The sequence below is a fragment of the Pseudomonas shirazensis genome (genome assembly GCF_014268785.2).
Taxonomy (GTDB): domain Bacteria; phylum Pseudomonadota; class Gammaproteobacteria; order Pseudomonadales; family Pseudomonadaceae; genus Aquipseudomonas; species Aquipseudomonas shirazensis.
Genome location: NZ_JABWRD020000001.1, coordinates 1,633,194 through 1,650,581, shown reverse-complemented (window position 1 = coordinate 1,650,581; position 17,388 = coordinate 1,633,194). Strand labels below are relative to the sequence as shown.

Sequence of the window (17,388 nt, the reverse complement as noted above, 5' to 3'; positions counted from 1 at the left end):
GGTAGCGGCCATGGTTGAAGTACTCAAGCGAGTCGAGACAGGTATCGAAGGGCTGGATGCTTTGCTGCGTGGCGGCCTGGTCGCTGGCGCGTCCTATGTCGTTCAAGGCCCGCCTGGGGCCGGCAAAACCATCCTCGCCAATCAGTTGGCGTGTGGCCACGTGCGCAATGGCGGACGGGTGCTGGTGGCCACTCTGCTTAGCGAATCACATGAGCGGTTGTTCCAGTGCCTGTCGACGCTGGAGTTCTTCGACCCGGCGCTGGTAGGCGATCAGATCCAGTTTGTCAGCGCGTTCGACACCCTCGAACAGGAGGGCCTGGATGCCGTGGTGCGGCTGATGCGTCAGGAAATTAGCCGGCAGCAGGCCAGCCTGCTGATTGTCGATGGCCTGCTCAATGCCCGCATACGTGCCGAAACCACGCTCGACACCAAGAAATTCATCTCCGAGCTGCAAGGGCATGCCGCCTTCGCGGGTTGCACCGTGCTGCTGCTGACCAGTTCGCGCCTGCAGGAAGGCAGCCCCGAACACACCATGGTCGATGGCGTCATCGAACTGGGTGAGACGTTGGTTGGCAGCCGTGCCGTGCGTACTATTCAGCTGCGCAAGACCCGCGGCAGCGCTGCGTTGTCTGGCTTGCACGAGTGCCAGATCGATAGCGCCGGGCTGACGGTGTTCCCGCGTCTGGAGGCGCTCTACAGCCATCCCAGCCACCTTGGCTCGGAGACAATGGAATCTATCAGCACCGGCTCGCAAGCGCTGGACGACATGCTTGGCGGTGGCGTCAGTGTCGGCTCAACCACATTGATAATGGGGCCTTCGGGGATCGGCAAAACCTCTCTGGGCCTGGCATTCGTAGCGGCTGCGTCACCTGTGCAGCCGGCGGTGCATTTTGGCTTCTACGAATCGCCTACCCGATTGCGCCAGAAGGCCAGTGCCTTTGGTTACGACTTCGCTGAGCTGGAGCGCTCAGGGGCTTTGCTGTTGAGCTGGCAGCCAACCACCGAGGGCCTGCTCGATCAGGTCGGTGCGCGCTTGCTGAAACAGGTTGATAGCCTCGGCGCCAAGCGCGTGGTGATCGACAGCCTCGGTGCACTCAGCCGGCTGGCATTCGATCCGGCACGCATCAATGGCTTCTTCCGCGCCCTGATCGGCGAGCTGCGTGCCCGCGATGTGACGATGTTGATGACCTGGGAAGTGCGTGATCTGTTTGGTGCCGAAGTCAGTGCGCCGTCACCCGACCTGTCGAGCATCGTCGATAACCTGATCCTGACCCGATTTGTCGAACTCGATAGCCGGCTGCGGCGCATGCTGTCACTGCTCAAGGTGCGCGACAGCGACTACGACCCTGCGCTCCATGAGCTGTGCATGGGGCCGGATGGAGTGGTAGTGCGCAAGGCGTTCGAAGGTGCCAGCGCAGTGCTTAGCGGCACGCCTACGCATTCGGAGGGGGCTGACAGTCCAGCGATGAAGACCATTTTGATCGTCGATGACGAATACCAAATCGCTGAGATCCTGGGTTATGCCCTGGAGGACGAGGGTTTCCTGGTGGAAAAGGCCAACAATGGCGAAAAGGCGCTGGATCTGCTGCGCCAGAAGCCTATTGATCTGGTGATTACCGATTACATGATGCCGAAGAAGAATGGCCAGGAATTGGCCAGGGCAATTCGAGATGATCCTGCGCTGGCGCATTTACCGCTGATCTTGATGAGCGGCGCGCAAGCCGCGCAAGCGGACTGCGATTTGTTCGGTGCGGTGTTTCAGAAACCATTTCATGCCAATGAACTGGTTGCCAAAGTGCGGGAGCTGCTGGGCGGCTGAGGGCCTGGCAAGATCCCGCATCGGCGGGCCGATCGGTCAAGCGCATCCGTGCGGCTTCAAGCGATGCAGGTTTCAGTGTTGCTCGTCGTGGGGCTTTTCCGGTGCAGGGCTGCCTGCCTGGATGCGTTTGAAAATCTCCTCGCGATGAACCTGAACATCTTTAGGCGCATCGATGCCGATCCTCACTTGCATCCCTTTGACGCCCAGAATGGTCACTTTGATATTATCGTCGATGACGATGCTTTCGCCGACCTTGCGGGTGAGTATCAGCATGTAGTTCTCCTTGGGTAATAACGAAAACCGTGCGGTCAGTTACCGCTGCGGCGGGAGCGTGTCCCTCTTCCTTCTCATTAAAGACGCTTTCGGAGGATAGTAATTCCCCCGTAAATAAAATCTGTTTCATGTCTCTAGCTGCAGGTGCCGGTTTTGCGGGTTGAAGTGCCCCGGCGGAGGTGCTCGGGGGCAAGAATAGGGGGCTTACGCGCAGATTGGAAATTTCTCTGCTTGATAGCGCACATAGACCCGCTCAATCGGACTCCTGCAGCGCCCGCAAAAAGTGCATCAAGGTCACTTCTTCTGGCTCAAGCCCCTGGCGAATGCGGGCTCGCGGCAGAGCACCGAGGCGCCCCAGCTGGAAATGTTCAAGCACTGCCGGGTGGATGTAGCAGCGCCTGCACACTGCCGGCGTGTTGCCCAAGCGTGCGGCAACCTGACGCACAATGGCGGTGACCTGGCGCTTGGCTTCGGTTTCCGGCTCCCAGGCCAATGGCCGTAACAGGTGCAGGGCCAGGCTGCTGCCGGCCCAGGTGCGGTAGTCCTTGGCGGTAAAGTCAGCGCCGGTCAGCTGTTGCAGAAACAGGTTGATATCGCTCGAGCCGATGCTGTGCCGCTCGCCGTTGTCATCCAGGTACTGGAATAACGTCTGCCCGGGCAGCTCCATGCAGCGTTTGACCATGCCGGCCAGCCGCCGGTCGCGCAAGGTAACGTTGTGCTCCACGCCGCGCTTGCCCCTGAACTGGAAGCGAATGGTACTGCCCTTGACCTCGACATGATCGGAGTTGAGGGTGGTCAGTCCATAGGAGTTGTTGTCGCGCATGTACTGGCGATTGCCGACGCGGATCAGGGTCGAGTCGAGCAGGCTGACCACCAGCGCCATGACCTTTTCCCGGCCCAGCCCTGGGCGGCGCAGGTGGGCGTCGAGCTGCTTGCGCAATTTGGGCAGCACCTGAGCAAAGGCCAGCATGCGTCCGTATTTATGCTGATCGCGCACTTCGCGCCATTGCGCGTGATAGCGATATTGTTTGCGTCCGCGGGCGTCGCGGCCGGTGGCTTGCAGATGGCCCTGCGGGTCGGCACAGATCCACACGTCGGTGTAGGCCGGTGGGATGACCAGCGCCGCGATGCGCGCAAGCGTCGCCTCATCGCGCACCCGTTCACCGTCGGCGTCCAGGTAGATAAAGCGATCACGCCATCGGCGCCGGCTCAGGCCAGGCTGGCTGTCGTCGACATAGTGCAGGGAACGGGGCAGCGGGCAATCGAGCATGGGGCGGCATCCAGCGACCAGGTGTCTGCTCAATGGACAACGCCGTTGGCGTGGATGCTCAGAGTAAAACAGCGACCGATTTGATTTGCGCCCATAGCGCCTGGCCCGGGTGCACGCCGAGCTGGTCGGCGGAGTAACGGGTGATGCGCGCCAGCATCGTGGTCCCGGCCGCATCCAGACTGACCAGCAGGTGGGCCGGGTTATCGGCGGCGCGCAGCTCACTCACGCGCACGGGCAAGCGGTTGAGAATGCTCGACTGGCTGTCTGCCGCCAAGGCCAGGCTGACATCGCGCGCCTGGATCTTCAGCCGGTGCGTGCTACCGACCTGCAACGATGGGTGAGCGATACGCAGTGGTTGGCTGTCATTGCCCGGCAAGCGCAGGTCGAACAGTTGATAGTGCGGATCATGGCCAACCACCAGCCCTTCCAGCACCACGCCGGCATCGTCGCCCTGAGCCAACGGCAGGTCCAACCGGGCCAGTGTCTCGCTGATGGGGCCGCTTGCAAGCACCTTGCCCTGCTCCAGCAACACCAGGTAGTCAGCTAGCCGCGCCACTTCATCCTGGGCATGGCTGACGTAGACCAGTGGAATCTGCAGCTCTTCATGCAGGTGCTCCAGATACGGCAGAATCTCGCGTTTGCGTGGTCCATCCAGCGCTGCCAGCGGCTCGTCCAGCAGCAGCAAGCGCGGGCTGCTGAGCAGGGCGCGAGCGATGCCGACCCGCTGCGCTTCGCCGCCAGACAAGGTGGCTGGACGGCGCTCAAGCAAATGACCAATGCCCAGTAGCGCACATGCCTGTTCAAGGCTGACCTTGCGCTGTGCCGCCGGCACCCGGCGCCAGCCGAACTCCAGGTTGGCGCGCACTGACAGGTGGGGAAACAGGCTTGCTTCCTGGAATACATAGCCGATCGGGCGCCGATGTGGGGGGAGGAAAAACCCGCTGGCACTGTCTTCCCACACTTCACCGTTGACCTCGATGTAGGCGCTCGCCGCACGCTCCAGACCCGCCAGGCAACGCAGGCACGATGTTTTGCCCGACCCGGAGTGGCCGAACAAGGCGCTGATCCCTGAACCTGGCAGTTGCAGGTCGACATCCAGAGTGAAATCGTCGCGCGCCAGGGTCAGTCGCGTCAGTATTGAAGCACTCATCTCAACTCCAGCCGGGCTTGCCACGGCGCCCCGCGTACAGCAGGAGCAACACCAGGAACGAGAACACCAGCATGGCTGCGGCCAGCCAGTGTGCTTGTGCGTAGGCCATCGACTCGACATGGTCGAAGATCTGCACCGACACCACGCGGGTCTTGTCAGGGATATTGCCGCCGATCATCAACACCACACCGAACTCGCCCACGGTGTGGGCAAAGCCAAGGATGCTGGCGGTGACGAACCCCGGCCGAGCCAGCGGCAGCACGACGTGAATGAAAGTGTCCCAAGGGCTTGCACGCAGCGTGGCGGCGACTTCCAAAGGCCTTGATCCAATCGCGCTGAAGGCGTTTTGCAGGGGTTGCACCACAAACGGCATGGAGTACACCACCGAACCAATTACCAGGCCGGTGAAGCTGAATACCACGCTGCCCAGGCCGAGTGCCTGGGTGGCTTGGCCCAGCCAGCCGTGCGGGCCGAGGGCGATCAGCAGATAAAAGCCGATCACCGTCGGCGGCAGCACCAATGGCAGAGCGACCACCGCGCCGACCGGGCCGCGCAACCACGAGCGGGTCCGCGCCAGCCACCAGGCAATCGGTGTGCCTATGACGAGCAGAATCAGAGTAGTCAGGCTGGCCAGTTTGAAGGTCAGCCAGATCGCTCCGAAGTCTGCAGCATCAAGCGGCATCAGATCTGATAACCATAAGATTTGATCACGGCTGTGGCCTTGGGGCCTCTGAGGTAGTCGATAAACGCCTTGGCTGCGGGGTTGTCCTTGCCCTTGTTGAGGATTACCGCATCCTGGCGGATCGGGTCATGCAGGCTGGACGGGACGATCCAGGCCGAGCCGTTTTCGACTTTGCCATCTTTGTAGATCTGCGACAGGGCGACAAAGCCCAGCTCAGCGTTGCCGGTGGAAACGAACTGGAACGCCTGGGTGATGTTCTGGCCTTCGACGAGCTTGCCTTTGGTGGCTTCAGTCAGGTTCAGCTTGGCCAGCACCTGAGTCGCTGCCAGGCCGTAGGGAGCGGTCTTGGGGTTGGCGATCGACAGGTGCTTGTAGTCATTTGTTTTCAGCACTTCGCCTTGCACGTCGACGTAGCCTGGCTTGGCAGACCAGAGTGCCAAGGTGCCGATGGCGTAGGTGAAGCGCGAGCCGGCAACGGTCTGCTTTTCTTGCTCAAGCTTGGCCGGAGTGCTGTCATCGGCCGCCAGGAATACTTCGAAAGGTGCGCCGTTATTGATCTGCGCATAGAACTGGCCCGTCGCGCCGAAGGAAGCCACTAGCTTGTGCCCGGTGTCCTTCTCGAAGTCTTTGGCAATCGCCTGGATCGGCGCGGTGAAGTTGGCTGCGACAGCAACTTGAACTTCATCGGCCCAGGCATTGGTGCAGGCGAGCAAGGTGGCCGCCGTTGCAGCCAGGTAGGACAAACGCATACGCATGAAGCAACTCTCCGGGAGCAGGTTATCGTTATATACGGGACTATATAGCGAGAGTCGGCTCTACGGGAAGGGCCATAGTCGCGGGATCGAATCAGCGCCCTAACTGTTCCAGCGCGCGCTCGGCAATGTCTCTGGTCAGCTCTGTCGCAGGCAGGTGTCGGCCAAGGCGCAAAGCCTGGCCGGCCCACAGATTGCTGAAGTCACTGCTGCCGGCGCTATCGCTGATCGCCCGCAGCGGCATCAATGCGCCTCCTGCCAGGGGGAAGGCGGGTGCCAGATCGCTCATCGGGCCAAGTTCGCGCATGATGCGGTTGTTGATGCCACGCGCGGGCCGCCCGGTGAACAGGTTGGTCAGCGCTGTGTCACTGGCGGGGGCGGTATCCAGCGCCTGGCGGTGTGCTGCAGATACCTTCGCCTCCGGGCAGAACAGGTAGGCAGTGCCGATCTGCACCGCCGAGGCGCCAAGAGCCAGTGCGGCCACCAGGCCGCGGTGATCGGCAATGCCACCGGCGCCGATCACCGGTAGCCGCACTGCGTCGACAATTTGCGGGATCAAGGCGAAGGTGCCGATCTGGCTGGTGATGTCATCGCTGAGGAACATGCCGCGATGGCCGCCGGCTTCATAGCCCATGGCGATGATCGCATCGCAACCGTGCTGTTCCAGCCAGAGCGCCTCCTGCACCGTGGTCGCACTCGACAGCACTTTGGCGCCGGTGGCCTTGACCCGCTGCAGCAGGCTGGCAGCGGGCAGGCCGAAGTGAAAGCTGACCACCTGCGGCCGCAGTTCTTCAACCAGTTGGCAGCTGTGCTCATCGAATGGCGCGCGGTTGGATACCGGCGTCGGCGCGGCGAAATCAGCGCCCAGCTCCTGATAATACGACTGCAGGGCCTGCTTCCAGCGCAGTGCGCGGGCTGCATCAGCGGGCGGCGGTTGATGGCAGAAGAAGTTCAGGTTCAAAGGCCCTGCGCAGGCGGCGCGGAACGCTGCCACTTCACTGCGCACCTGATCCAGGCTGAGCATGGCGCAGGGCAGAGCGGCCAGGCCGCCAGCCGTGCCCACAGCGATGGCCATGGGTGAGCCGGTGGCTCCGGCCATCGGTGCTTGCAAGATCGGCACATCGATGCCGAGCAGATCCAGGATACGGCGGTCTGGCCAGTTGCTCATGTGCACTCCTGTCAACGTCTATTCCAACTCGGCGCCCAGCCAGGGCCAGGTTTACAGGGCCTTGCTGACCTTGATGTCGCTGATCTTGGCGACGTCATCGCCATGGATCTGTTGCAGCGCCAGGCGCGCCTGCTCTTCGGAGTTGTCCGGCATCACGGCGAAGTCGAAGCGTTGCTCGCCATCGAGCTTGTATTTGATCACGTACTTGATGTTCTGGGTCATGGCGGGCTTATCTCAGTTGCGACGACGAGCGACGCACGATTTTGATCTTGTGCGTGAAAGTTGGCTTGCGCGTGACCGAGATCGGCCGGGGCGTGGTCGTGTCGAGGGTGATGTTCCAAAAGCCGGTGCTGGGCACGACGATCTTCGCCGGGAACTGGTCGAACGCGCCGCCATGGTAGGTATGACGCCCGCCATTCTTGAAACTGCGGAAATTGGCGTCGTTCATCAGGCGAATGTTGCAGCGCTGGGAGCACTCGATCACGACAATGTCGTCCTCGTTGAGGTGCTCGCGCTGGTGTACGAATTTCATGTGATGCTCCGCAAAGTTTATTCGTGCAATTGCGCAAGATATCACGATGTAGCGGTACACTCCCGCCCCTGATGGCCGGGGTAGGGATAAATCCGCCAAACCAGGGAGCAAACCCGCCCGGTTGTTGTCATACACATTCTTTAAAGCAGGCAGAGGTATTCCAATGAAGTGGGCGGTGGCGGCGATGACCTTGACTCTGGGCGGCTGTGTAAGTGTCGCTGAGCTGGAGCAATCGCGAGAAACCATGGATGTGATGTCTGGCAAGGCGCCTCAGGTGTACGCCGATTGTATCAAGGCCGAGTTGGCGAGTAGCCGCGACGCGCTGGTGCAGGAAAAGCGCGGCGACGGCCTGCGCCTGATCGTGCCGCAGAAGCTGACCGCGGGTGCGGGTCCTGCTGCGTTGCTCGACATCGACAAGCGTGGTAGCGGCAGCAGCATCAAGCTGCGCGAGCGGCTGAACAACTTCCCGCTGCGCCTGGGTGATGTGCGCGCAGCCACGACCAAATGCATCTCCGGATCTTGATCCAGCTCAGCTAAACGGCCATTTAGCGGGCCAATTCTCATGTTCTTGTCCGGTAGGCGTTGTTGCCTGCCGGAGGATAAGCCTACTATTTTTGTGCTTATACCTTTTAAGCCTAAGCTTATAACAAGGAAATGGAGCGTCCCGTGATGAATCCGTTGAGTCGTTTTGCGATCAGCACTGCGCTGATCCTGGCCTGGCCCGTGGCGCATGCCGCCGAAGGTCAGAAAATTTTCACCCAGGGTGGGGCTAACCCCGCTGCGATGGCCTGCCTGGGCTGTCATGGGCCCGATGCCAAGGGCATCGCCGCTGCAGGGTTTCCGCGGCTGGCCGGCTTGTCGGCCGGATACCTGAACAAGCAGCTGCAAGACTTTCGCAGTGGCAGCCGCAAGCAGCCGGTGATGGAGCCGCTGGCCAAAGCCTTGAGCGCGCAGGAAGCCAAAGCCGTCAGTGAGTACCTGGCCAGCCTGCCGAGTGCCCCGGCGTCTGATCTGCGTCGCCAGCAGATTGCCACCGACCCGGTGTCGCGCTTGGCCCTGTACGGCGACTGGGACCGGCAAATCCCGGGTTGTGTGCAGTGCCACGGGCCAGGCGGCAGCGGCGTCGGTGAGCACTTCCCGCCACTGGCGGGGCAGCCCGCGGCGTACCTGGTGGCGCAGCTCAATGCCTGGCGCGACGGCAGCCGTAGCAATGACCCCAATCAGTTGATGGTCGGCGTGGCCAAGGCCATGACCGATGCCGAGATCACGGCAGTTGCCGAGTTCTTCGCCCATCCACTGGCTCAGGAGGTCAAGCCATGAAGCCGATCATTGCAACCCTGTTGTTGGCCATGGGTAGCGCCCAGGCTGCCACGCCGATTGCCATGGAAGATCAATCCCAGCTCAAGGTGCCCGGCACGCAGGCTGCAGTGCAGTTCGCGCCGCCCGCGGAAAGCCAGATCCCGGACAACGCCTTTGGCCAGATGGTCCGCGAGGGCCATGCCTTGTTTGTCGATACCCGCCGGCTGATGCCCGAGGCCGTGGGCAACGGCATGAACTGCAGCAATTGCCACCTTGATCAGGGCCGTATGGCGTTTTCTGCGCCGCTGTGGGGCGCTTATCCGATGTACCCGGCATATCGCAGGAAAAACGACAAGGTCAACACCTTCGCCGAACGCATCCAGGGCTGCTTCCAGTTCAGCATGAACGGCAAGCCGCCTGCGGCGGATAGCCCGCAAATGACCGCACTGAGCGTTTACTCATACTGGCTGTCGACCAATGCGCCGACCGCGGTCGAGGCACCTGGGCGTGGTTATCCCGAAGTGCCTCAGCCCAAGGGTGGGTATGACTTCAAACGCGGCAAGCAGGTGTATCGCGAGCAATGTGCGATCTGCCACGGCGACCAAGGCGAAGGCCAGCAGGTGGCAGGTGAATACGTGATGCCACCGCTATGGGGCAAGGACTCCTACAACTGGGGCGCTGGCATGCACCGGATCAATACGGCGGCGTCGTTCATTAAGTACAACATGCCACTTGGCAAGCCCGGCAGCCTCAGTGATCAGCAGGCATGGGATGTCGCTGCATGGATCAATCGCCACGAACGGCCGCAGGACCCGCGCCTGCTGGAAGGCTCAGTCGAAAAAACCCGATTGAAGTTTCATGCCAATGACGGCGTCAACCTGTATGGGCAAAAGGTCGATGGCATGGTGATCGGGCAGGGCACAACCCGGTAACGCTTGCGGTAGACACTTCTGATGCGCGTCTTTTTGCGTATGCACTGGCGTGAAAATGACGCGCCTCGAAGCGGGTTCAGGGCTACCAGAGCCCGCTGTCAGCGGGCCAAACCTGCCGGCAACAGGCTGAATATTTGCGATCCGTTGGAACTAACTACACTGGGGTATCTCTATCATGGCAGCGGTCGCTTCAGGCTAGGCATTGTAAGGTGCGCGCCGCCTGATTAGACTGCGCCGAATTTCGTACGCTAAGCCCTTGTTAAGGACGTATATGATCAAGAAATGCTTGTTCCCGGCAGCCGGCTACGGAACCCGCTTCCTGCCAGCTACCAAAGCCATGCCCAAGGAAATGCTGCCAGTGGTAAACAAGCCACTGATCCAGTATGGCGTCGAGGAGGCACTGGATGCCGGCCTGAGCGAGATCTCCATCGTGACCGGTCGTGGCAAGCGTGCGCTTGAAGACCACTTCGACATCAGCTACGAGTTGGAAAATCAGATCAAAGGCACCGACAAGGAAAAATACCTGGTCGGTATTCGCCGTCTGCTCGACGAGTGCTCGTTCTCGTACACCCGTCAGACCGAAATGAAAGGCCTGGGCCATGCCATCCTGACCGGCCAACCGCTGATCGGCGACGAGCCGTTTGCGGTCGTGCTGGCGGACGACCTGTGTGTCAACCTCGACGGCGACGGCGTGCTGCAGCAGATGGTCAAGCTGTACAACCAGTTCCGCTGCTCGATCGTTGCCATTCAGGAAGTCGATCCGCAGGAAACCAACAAGTACGGCGTTATCTCTGGCGAGATGATCCGTGACGACATCTACCGTGTTAACAGCATGGTCGAGAAACCAGCACCGGAAGATGCCCCGTCGAACCTGGCCATCATCGGCCGCTACATCTTGACCCCGGACATCTTCCAGAAGATCCGTGAAACCGAGCCAGGCAAAGGCGGCGAGATTCAGATCACCGACGCGCTGATGAAGCAGGCGCAGGAAGGCTGTGTGATTGCCTACAAGTTCAAGGGCAAGCGCTTTGACTGCGGTGGCGCCGAAGGTTACATCGAGGCGACCAACTTCTGCTTCGAGAACTTCTACAAGGCTGGCAAGGCTTACTAAGCCTGCAGGCTTGCAGCCCGTATGAAAAACAGCCACCCTCTTGGGTGGCTTTTTTGTGGAGTCTGGATTGTGACTTACGATTTTGATCTGTTCGTGATTGGTGCCGGTTCCGGCGGTGTGCGTGCCGCGCGATTCGCGGCGGGTTTTGGCGCCAAGGTCGCTGTGGCCGAGAGCCGCTACCTGGGCGGTACCTGTGTCAATGTGGGCTGCGTGCCGAAAAAGCTGATGGTGTATGCCGCCCACGTCGCTGACGAAATGGAGCAGGCTGCCGGCTTCGGCTGGACGCTGGAAGAGGGGCACTTCGACTGGGGTACGCTGATTGCCAACAAGAATCGCGAAATCGAGCGGCTCAATGGCATTTACCGCAACTTGCTGGTCAACAGTGGGGTGACCCTGCTTGAAGGCCATGCGCGACTGACGGGCGCCAATGAAGTCGAAATAGACGGTCAGCGCTACTCAGCCAAGCATATCCTCATCGCTACCGGCGGTTGGCCGCTGGTGCCGGACATCCCTGGCAAAGAGCTGGCGATCACATCCAACGAGGCGTTCTACCTCAAGCAGCTGCCCAAGCGCATTCTGGTTGTCGGCGGCGGCTACATCGCGGTCGAGTTTGCCGGCATTTTCCAAGGGCTTGGCAGCGCCACCAGCCTGCTTTATCGCGGCGACTTGTTCCTGCGCGGCTTCGACGGCTCGGTGCGCACTCATCTCAAGGACGAATTGGACAAGCGCGGCGTTGACCTGCAGTTCAATAGCGACATTCAACGGATCGATCAGCAGGCAGACGGCAGCCTCAAGGCCACCCTCAAGGATGGCCGTGAGCTGCTCACCGACTGCGTGTTCTACGCGACAGGCCGCCGGCCGATGCTGGACAACCTTGGCCTGGAACACACGGGTGTGGAACTCGACGAGCGTGGCTTCGTGCGTGTCGATGATCAGTACCAGACCACTGAGCCTTCTATTCTGGCGATTGGTGATGTCATCGGTCGAGTCCAGCTCACCCCTGTGGCTCTGGCTGAAGGCATGGCCGTTGCGCGGCGTCTGTTCAAACCGGAGCAGTACCGACCGGTGGATTACCGGAACATCCCCACCGCGGTGTTCAGTCAACCGCCGATTGGTACGGTTGGGCTGACCGAGGAGCAGGCCATTGAGGCGGGTCACAAGGTGCGAGTATTCGAAAGCCGCTTCCGAGCAATGAAGCTGACCCTCACCGAGATTCAGGAGAAGACCCTGATGAAGTTGGTGGTGGACGCCGATACCGACAAGGTGCTGGGTTGTCACATGGTCGGGCCAGACGCGGGAGAGATCATTCAAGGCCTGGGTATTGCGCTCAAGGCAGGCGCGACCAAGGCGCAATTCGACGAGACTATTGGCGTGCACCCTACAGCGGCCGAAGAGTTTGTAACCATGCGCACGGCAATGCGCTGATCCTGCTGGTGGGGTCAGGGGCCGACGCTAAGTTGCCTAGTTTCCTACGGTGTCCGGTGACTTAGCGCCTGTTGCAACTACCAGAGCCGACATCAAGTCAAGCACACCTTGCAGATACTGAGCCGGCACCCCAGCGGTGGTGCCGTCCAGGCAAAGGCCTGAATGCTTATTTGAATCAGCAAAGGTGAACATGAACATGGTATCGAAAGCCTCGCTTGCGGCTTGCTGCGCATTGCTTGTGGCAGCTACTTCCGCTAATGCAACGGATGGCGTGATCAGCTTTTCCGGGGAAGTGGTCGCGCCAACCTGTGTGATCAATGGAGGCAGCAATGATCTGCCTGTGCGTTTGCAGCCAGTCAACGCCTCTGCCCTGTCGCGTGCCGGCCGGATTGCCGGTAATACAAACTTCCAGTTGCGCCTGAGTGCATGCGCTCCAGGCATCAGTCGTGTATCCACCTATTTCGAGCCAGGCCCGACCATCAGTCCTGAGGGGCGCCTGATCACCGACGCCGGGGGGGCCCGCAACGTCCAGTTGCAACTGCTCAACAACGCCAGCGTTCCAATGAACCTGGCTGGCGCAGACGGCAGCCAGAACTCGCAGCTCGTTGCAATCAGCAATGGCGGCGCGCTCCTGCAGTATTCGGTCAATTACTATGCGACTGGCGCAGCCACGCCTGGCACTGTCAGCTCGCGCGTTCAGTACTCGCTGAACTACCTGTAAGTGCAGTAGGCAGCTCTGTTCGGAGCTGCCTTCCAACCCTCAGCGAGTACTCCCCATGCAATCGTTCGTTCCCGCCCGCGTGTGCGGGCTGCTGCTGTGCGTCTGCGTGCTGCCCTCTCAGGCAAGTGCCAGTGTGGTGATTGCCTCCACTCGGGTGATTTACCCGGCGCAGCAATCCGAGGTCACCGTAAGGCTCAGTAACGAAGGCAGCAGCCCTTCGCTGGTTCAGGCCTGGATCGATGACGGCCGCGCTCAAGCGGCCCTGGAGGATCTGGACGTGCCGTTCAGTCTATCGCCACCGTTGTTTCGCATCGACCCCAAAAAGGGCCAGAGTCTGCGCATTGCCAAGCTTGGCCAGGCACTGCCGGCAGACCGTGAGAGCTTGTACTGGCTGAATATCCTGGATGTACCGCCCAAGGCTGACGGTAACGTCTTGCAGGTGTCGCTACGCAGCCGGATCAAGCTGTTGTATCGGCCCGTGGGGCTGAGCGGCAGTGCCGCAGAGGCCTACCTCCAACTGACTTGGAAGCTGGTAAGCGATACCCAGGGTTGGGCCCTTGAGGCCTATAACCCGACCCCGTATTTCATTAACTTGAGCAGTCTCGACATGCTTCAGGGGGGAGGCGAGCTGCACGGCGAGCCCAGCCACGTGCCACCACTGGCGAGTACTCGATTTGCCATCCCGGGCTTGCAGCCTGCGCCGGGCGCAAGTGTCAAGGTCAGTTATGCGGCCATCGACGACTACGGCGCCTTGCGCGAGAGCGTTGGGCTAGCGCGCCCATGAAAAGCTGGATCACATCCCGCGGGTTGACCGTCCTGGCCAGCTGCCTGGCCACCCGTCTGACCTTCGCGGTTGAATTCGAAGCGGGGTTTCTGCGACCTGGCACCAGCCTTGATCTGCAGCGTTACGAGAACGACCAGAGCGTACCGGAGACCGAAGTGACCCTCGATATAACGCTCAACCAGCGCTGGCTGGGACGTCACTCGGTATTACTGCGGCGCCAGGCGCTCAACCTGCAAGCCAGCCCTTGTTACAGTGCCTCACTGCTGCAGGCGCTGGGCGTGGATAGGGGGCAACTGCCAGCGGGTGCAGTTGAGGCGCTGGCTGATACGAGCGCCTGCCTGAGCTTGCCGGCATTGCAACTGTCAGCCAGTGAAGACTTGAACTTCGCCGAACTACGCCTGCACCTTGAGGTTGCTCAGCAGGCCTTGCTCAGGCAACCGCACGGTTATCTGCCGCCCAGTACGTGGGAGTCCGGTGTCACGGCGGGCTTTATCGACTATCGCCTGAACCTGTTCCAGCAACAGGATTTGCAGCAGCACAGCAGCAGTCGGCAAGGTTACCTTGGCGTGCGCGCCGGGGTGAATACCGGCGCCTGGTACTGGCGTCACGAAGGCAGCTGGCAAGCGACCAGTGATGGCCGTTCGCACTATCTACCTGCGGCGAGCTGGGTCAGGCGGGATATCCCCAGTTGGTCGGCGCAGTTCACTGCAGGGGACGGTCACAGTGCCGGCGATGTGTTCGAGACGAGTGCGTTCCGGGGGCTTCAAGTCAGCAGCGATGAACGCATGTTGCCGCAGTCGATGCGGGGCTTTGCGCCGGTAGTACGTGGTGTAGCCAAGAGCACTGCATTGCTGAGCATTCGCCAGGGCGGGGTGTTGCTGCATGAGTCGACCGTGCCGCCCGGGCCGTTCGAAATCGAGGATATGTATGCCAGCGGCATCAACCAGGATCTGCAGGTAAGTCTGCGCGAGGCTGATGGCAGTGTGCGCAGTTTCACCATACCCTACCAGGCCGCGCCGTTGGCATTGCGTCCTGGTTCGCATCGCTTCGAGCTCAACGGCGGCGTCTGGCGTGACGATCAGGGCGACACGGGGCCCGGTTTCGTCCAAGGCAGCTGGCAGCAGGGGCTGAACAATCAGCTTAGCGCCCACGGTGGCGGCTGGCTGAGCGACGATTACCTGGCCAGCGCTGTGGGCGCGGCGATCAACAGCCATTTCGGCGCATTCGGCCTGACCGCTTACCTATCCCGTTCCGCGCCCCATCCCGGGCAGACGCTGCAAGGCCAAGCGCTGCGATGGAGCTGGCGCCATCGGTTCGAGTCCAGCGCCACCGATCTGGGTTTGAGTCTGACCCAGACTGACAGCGCGGGCTATCAAACCTTCAACGACTTTGCCTTCGCCCGCGCCGATGGCCGCAGCGATCAGGCCCGCTGGCGTGCCAGCGCCAGCCTCAATCAAGACCTCGGGCCTGGCGGCGGTCGGCTCAACTTCAGTGCCATCAGCAGCCAGCGCTGGTTTGGGCAGGGCACTACTACCGGTTACAACCTGGGGTATCACAATGCTTACCGCGCGATGGGGTATGGCCTGAACCTGAGCCGTGAGCAGCGTGCCGATGGCCTTGCTGTCAACAGCCTGACGTTTACCGTCAGCGCCCCCCTCGGCGAGCGGCGGAGCGGTTCGATCAGCAGCGGCCTTAGTCTGGACAGCGAAGGCCAGTCGAGTGCCAGTCTGCGCTGGAGCGCCACCGCCGGTGAGGATGATCAATGGCGCTATGGTTTGGCCGCGGTACGCCAGGGTGGCGTTGACAACGCCACCGGGCTTGACGCCGACCTGCTGCGGCGCAGCGCTGCTGGCGAGCTCAGCGGCTCGCTGGCCAGCCGTCCGGGTCATCGACAGGCCGCGCTGGGCATTCGTGGTGCGCTGGTCGCCCATGCGGGTGGGGTGATCGCAGCGCCGGCGTTGGGCGAGAGCTTCGCCATCGTTCGCGCGCCCGGCGCTGCCTCGGCGCGGATTGCCCAGCACCCCTACATACGTCTGGACAGTCGCGGTTATGCCGTCACGCCGGCCCTGACGCCCTACAGCGTCAACACCGTCGAGCTCGACCCGCGCGGCATGACCGATCAAGTCGAGCTGCAATTGACTGCACAATCCCTGGTGCCGCGCGCTGGCGCCGTCGGCTATCTGGAGTTCGCCACTCGCAGCGGTCGCCCATGGATTCTCGAAGCCCGCCGCGAGTACGGCCAGGCGTTGCCTTTTGGCGCACAGGTGACCGATGTGCACGGCACTGAGCTGGGTCTGGTTGGCCAGGGCAGTCGCCTGCACCTGCGCAGTGATGATCAGCAGGCAACGCTGGATGTGACCTGGGGTAGCGCTGCCGGACAACGCTGCCGAATTGAGCAACGTACTGAGGTGCCTGCCCAAGCGTTGGTAGCTGTGTGCCTTGCCCACCCTGAGGATCAAGCATGAAGTGTTCGTTCGGCCTACTCATGATCAGCCTGGTCATCACGCCGTTGGCAACCGCCGAATGCCGGTTGGGCTCGGGGCAGCAGCCGGCGCGCCTGGCGCTGGCATTACCGGCGCAGTTGCAACTGCCGGCGGCGGCTGGCATTGGTCAGGTGCTGTTCAGCAAGCAGGTGAATGGCCCGTCACTACAGGTGAGTTGCAGCCAGCCAGCACCGTTGCGCGAGGGCTGGTTGCACGCGCCAGGTGCAGGAAATGCTCAGCCCGGTCTGCTGTCGACCAGTATTGCCGGCATCAGCGTGAGGTTACGACCGCTGCCAGGCGAACGCAGCGGCCTGACCTGGCCGATGAGCGAGCGGATGCTGCCGGCAGGTGAGCACCGCTTCGACAGCGGTTATGAGCTCGCGCTGATCAAGACCGGCCCGATCAGCGCCGGTGAACTACGGCTGCCAGCGGTTGCGGCCGAGGCTTATGCGGGCTCGCAGCTGATTCAGCGTCTTGGTCTGACACCGGCGGTGATCAGCGTGGGCGTGCAGCAGCCGACCTGCCATCTGGAGGGGTCAAGCCGGGACACTCAGGTCAACCTCAGCGTCCAGTCCTGGAGCCGTTTCCGGGGCCTTGGCAGCCAGTCGGCGGCTGTCGACTTCGAGTTGCGGTTGCGCTGCCAGCCGAGCACAAACGGCCGGTCAGTGCAGGTGCTTGCGCAGTTCGAAGATGCCAGCGGTGGTGGCGCAACTGATCACCTGCAACTTGCCGGCGAATCAAGTGCTGCGGGCCTGGGGGTGCGTCTGATGCGCAGTGATGGCGGCTTGCTGCAGTTGGGCACCACTCGGCATAACTTGGCCAGAGTGCGACTTGGGGAGGACTTTGTGCGGATAGGTCTGCGTGCGGCGTATGTGCAGATTGCGCAGAGCGTTCGGCCGGGAGTGGCCAGGGCGCGTGCCACTGTGCTGCTTTCCTATGAATGAAAGGATCTACCGGAGTGAGCCGCTTATAGCCAAAACCAATCAA

General features: G+C 61.6%; 18 protein-coding genes and 1 pseudogene. 11 read left to right on the top strand and 8 right to left on the bottom strand.

The features are described 5' to 3' along the window. Positions 1–10: 10 nt before the first annotated feature. Positions 11–1,438 (top strand): annotated as a pseudogene (locus tag HU736_RS07470) (ATPase domain-containing protein); the annotation flags it as partial. Between the two features lie 27 nt (positions 1,439–1,465). Further along, positions 1,466–1,819, top strand: coding sequence for a response regulator (locus HU736_RS07465; RefSeq protein ID WP_103437826.1), 354 nt, complete (start codon positions 1,466–1,468; stop codon positions 1,817–1,819). Between the two features lie 72 nt (positions 1,820–1,891). On the opposite strand, the gene csrA is transcribed toward HU736_RS07465, so the two are convergent. The 8 genes from csrA to HU736_RS07425 form a co-directional block, all read right to left on the bottom strand. Further along, positions 1,892–2,092, bottom strand: coding sequence for a carbon storage regulator CsrA (gene csrA / locus HU736_RS07460; RefSeq protein WP_101320695.1), 201 nt, complete (start codon positions 2,090–2,092; stop codon positions 1,892–1,894). A gap of 253 nt (positions 2,093–2,345) precedes the next feature. Then, positions 2,346–3,362 carry a DNA topoisomerase IB gene (locus HU736_RS07455; protein WP_186699003.1) on the bottom strand — a complete coding sequence of 339 codons (1,017 nt, stop codon included), beginning with the start codon at positions 3,360–3,362 and terminating at the stop codon, positions 2,346–2,348. Positions 3,363–3,420: 58 nt separating this feature from the next. Further along, positions 3,421–4,512: a molybdenum ABC transporter ATP-binding protein gene (gene modC / locus HU736_RS07450; RefSeq protein WP_186699005.1), complete on the bottom strand. Its 1,092-nt coding sequence runs from the start codon at positions 4,510–4,512 to the stop codon at positions 3,421–3,423. A gap of 1 nt (position 4,513) precedes the next feature. Next, positions 4,514–5,194, bottom strand: coding sequence for a molybdate ABC transporter permease subunit (modB, locus tag HU736_RS07445; protein WP_101320689.1), 681 nt, complete (start codon positions 5,192–5,194; stop codon positions 4,514–4,516). Continuing rightward, entirely contained in the window at positions 5,194–5,949 is a 756-nt protein-coding gene (modA, locus tag HU736_RS07440; RefSeq protein ID WP_186699007.1) for a molybdate ABC transporter substrate-binding protein, read from the bottom strand. Before modA ends, modB begins: the two co-directional genes overlap by 1 nt. Positions 5,950–6,040: 91 nt before the next feature. After that, positions 6,041–7,114 carry an NAD(P)H-dependent flavin oxidoreductase gene (locus HU736_RS07435; RefSeq protein WP_186699009.1) on the bottom strand — a complete coding sequence of 358 codons (1,074 nt, stop codon included), beginning with the start codon at positions 7,112–7,114 and terminating at the stop codon, positions 6,041–6,043. A 51-nt stretch (positions 7,115–7,165) separates the two neighbouring features. Further along, positions 7,166–7,336 (bottom strand): hypothetical protein, encoded by a 171-nt coding sequence (locus tag HU736_RS07430; protein ID WP_178080774.1) that lies wholly within the window; start codon positions 7,334–7,336, stop codon positions 7,166–7,168. Between the two features lie 7 nt (positions 7,337–7,343). After that, entirely contained in the window at positions 7,344–7,646 is a 303-nt protein-coding gene (locus tag HU736_RS07425) for a DUF1883 domain-containing protein (protein ID WP_101320683.1), read from the bottom strand. A 163-nt stretch (positions 7,647–7,809) separates the two neighbouring features. On the opposite strand from HU736_RS07425, the gene HU736_RS07420 reads away from it, so the two are divergent. The 9 genes from HU736_RS07420 to HU736_RS07380 all read left to right on the top strand — a co-directional run bounded on the left by HU736_RS07420 (position 7,810) and on the right by HU736_RS07380 (position 17,345). After that, positions 7,810–8,169 carry a hypothetical protein gene (locus HU736_RS07420; RefSeq protein ID WP_103437819.1) on the top strand — a complete coding sequence of 120 codons (360 nt, stop codon included), beginning with the start codon at positions 7,810–7,812 and terminating at the stop codon, positions 8,167–8,169. A gap of 146 nt (positions 8,170–8,315) precedes the next feature. Then, positions 8,316–8,966, top strand: coding sequence for a c-type cytochrome (locus HU736_RS07415; protein WP_103437818.1), 651 nt, complete (start codon positions 8,316–8,318; stop codon positions 8,964–8,966). Further along, positions 8,963–9,877 carry a c-type cytochrome gene (locus tag HU736_RS07410; protein WP_186699011.1) on the top strand — a complete coding sequence of 305 codons (915 nt, stop codon included), beginning with the start codon at positions 8,963–8,965 and terminating at the stop codon, positions 9,875–9,877. Before HU736_RS07415 ends, HU736_RS07410 begins: the two co-directional genes overlap by 4 nt. Positions 9,878–10,148: 271 nt before the next feature. Continuing rightward, on the top strand, positions 10,149–10,988 hold the full coding sequence (gene galU / locus HU736_RS07405) for a UTP--glucose-1-phosphate uridylyltransferase GalU (protein WP_101320675.1): 840 nt from the start codon (positions 10,149–10,151) through the stop codon (positions 10,986–10,988). Positions 10,989–11,057: 69 nt separating this feature from the next. Then, positions 11,058–12,413, top strand: coding sequence for a glutathione-disulfide reductase (gorA, locus tag HU736_RS07400; RefSeq protein ID WP_186699013.1), 1,356 nt, complete (start codon positions 11,058–11,060; stop codon positions 12,411–12,413). A 271-nt stretch (positions 12,414–12,684) separates the two neighbouring features. Further along, positions 12,685–13,134 carry a fimbrial protein gene (locus HU736_RS07395; protein ID WP_202883889.1) on the top strand — a complete coding sequence of 150 codons (450 nt, stop codon included), beginning with the start codon at positions 12,685–12,687 and terminating at the stop codon, positions 13,132–13,134. A gap of 55 nt (positions 13,135–13,189) precedes the next feature. Further along, on the top strand, positions 13,190–13,918 hold the full coding sequence (locus tag HU736_RS07390) for a fimbrial biogenesis chaperone (protein WP_186699015.1): 729 nt from the start codon (positions 13,190–13,192) through the stop codon (positions 13,916–13,918). Further along, entirely contained in the window at positions 13,915–16,383 is a 2,469-nt protein-coding gene (locus tag HU736_RS07385; protein ID WP_186699017.1) for a fimbria/pilus outer membrane usher protein, read from the top strand. The genes HU736_RS07390 and HU736_RS07385 overlap by 4 nt, the downstream gene beginning before the upstream one ends. Next, positions 16,380–17,345, top strand: coding sequence for a fimbrial protein (locus HU736_RS07380; protein WP_186699020.1), 966 nt, complete (start codon positions 16,380–16,382; stop codon positions 17,343–17,345). The genes HU736_RS07385 and HU736_RS07380 overlap by 4 nt, the downstream gene beginning before the upstream one ends. The last annotated feature ends 43 nt before the right edge of the window (positions 17,346–17,388 follow it).

What these genes read in the sequence shown, in the direction of transcription:
- HU736_RS07415 (WP_103437818.1), top strand. Translation starts at nt 8,316, where the DNA reads ATGAATCCGTTGAGTCGTTTTGCGATCAGCACTGCGCTGATCCTGGCC.
- modB (WP_101320689.1), bottom strand. Translation starts at nt 5,194, where the DNA reads ATGCCGCTTGATGCTGCAGACTTCGGAGCGATCTGGCTGACCTTCAAA.
- csrA (WP_101320695.1), bottom strand. Translation starts at nt 2,092, where the DNA reads ATGCTGATACTCACCCGCAAGGTCGGCGAAAGCATCGTCATCGACGAT.
- HU736_RS07455 (WP_186699003.1), bottom strand. Translation starts at nt 3,362, where the DNA reads ATGCTCGATTGCCCGCTGCCCCGTTCCCTGCACTATGTCGACGACAGC.
- HU736_RS07435 (WP_186699009.1), bottom strand. Translation starts at nt 7,114, where the DNA reads ATGAGCAACTGGCCAGACCGCCGTATCCTGGATCTGCTCGGCATCGAT.
- HU736_RS07410 (WP_186699011.1), top strand. Translation starts at nt 8,963, where the DNA reads ATGAAGCCGATCATTGCAACCCTGTTGTTGGCCATGGGTAGCGCCCAG.
- modA (WP_186699007.1), bottom strand. Translation starts at nt 5,949, where the DNA reads ATGCGTATGCGTTTGTCCTACCTGGCTGCAACGGCGGCCACCTTGCTC.
- HU736_RS07385 (WP_186699017.1), top strand. Translation starts at nt 13,915, where the DNA reads ATGAAAAGCTGGATCACATCCCGCGGGTTGACCGTCCTGGCCAGCTGC.
- HU736_RS07390 (WP_186699015.1), top strand. Translation starts at nt 13,190, where the DNA reads ATGCAATCGTTCGTTCCCGCCCGCGTGTGCGGGCTGCTGCTGTGCGTC.
- HU736_RS07430 (WP_178080774.1), bottom strand. Translation starts at nt 7,336, where the DNA reads ATGACCCAGAACATCAAGTACGTGATCAAATACAAGCTCGATGGCGAG.
- galU (WP_101320675.1), top strand. Translation starts at nt 10,149, where the DNA reads ATGATCAAGAAATGCTTGTTCCCGGCAGCCGGCTACGGAACCCGCTTC.
- HU736_RS07420 (WP_103437819.1), top strand. Translation starts at nt 7,810, where the DNA reads ATGAAGTGGGCGGTGGCGGCGATGACCTTGACTCTGGGCGGCTGTGTA.
- HU736_RS07380 (WP_186699020.1), top strand. Translation starts at nt 16,380, where the DNA reads ATGAAGTGTTCGTTCGGCCTACTCATGATCAGCCTGGTCATCACGCCG.
- modC (WP_186699005.1), bottom strand. Translation starts at nt 4,512, where the DNA reads ATGAGTGCTTCAATACTGACGCGACTGACCCTGGCGCGCGACGATTTC.
- HU736_RS07425 (WP_101320683.1), bottom strand. Translation starts at nt 7,646, where the DNA reads ATGAAATTCGTACACCAGCGCGAGCACCTCAACGAGGACGACATTGTC.
- HU736_RS07465 (WP_103437826.1), top strand. Translation starts at nt 1,466, where the DNA reads ATGAAGACCATTTTGATCGTCGATGACGAATACCAAATCGCTGAGATC.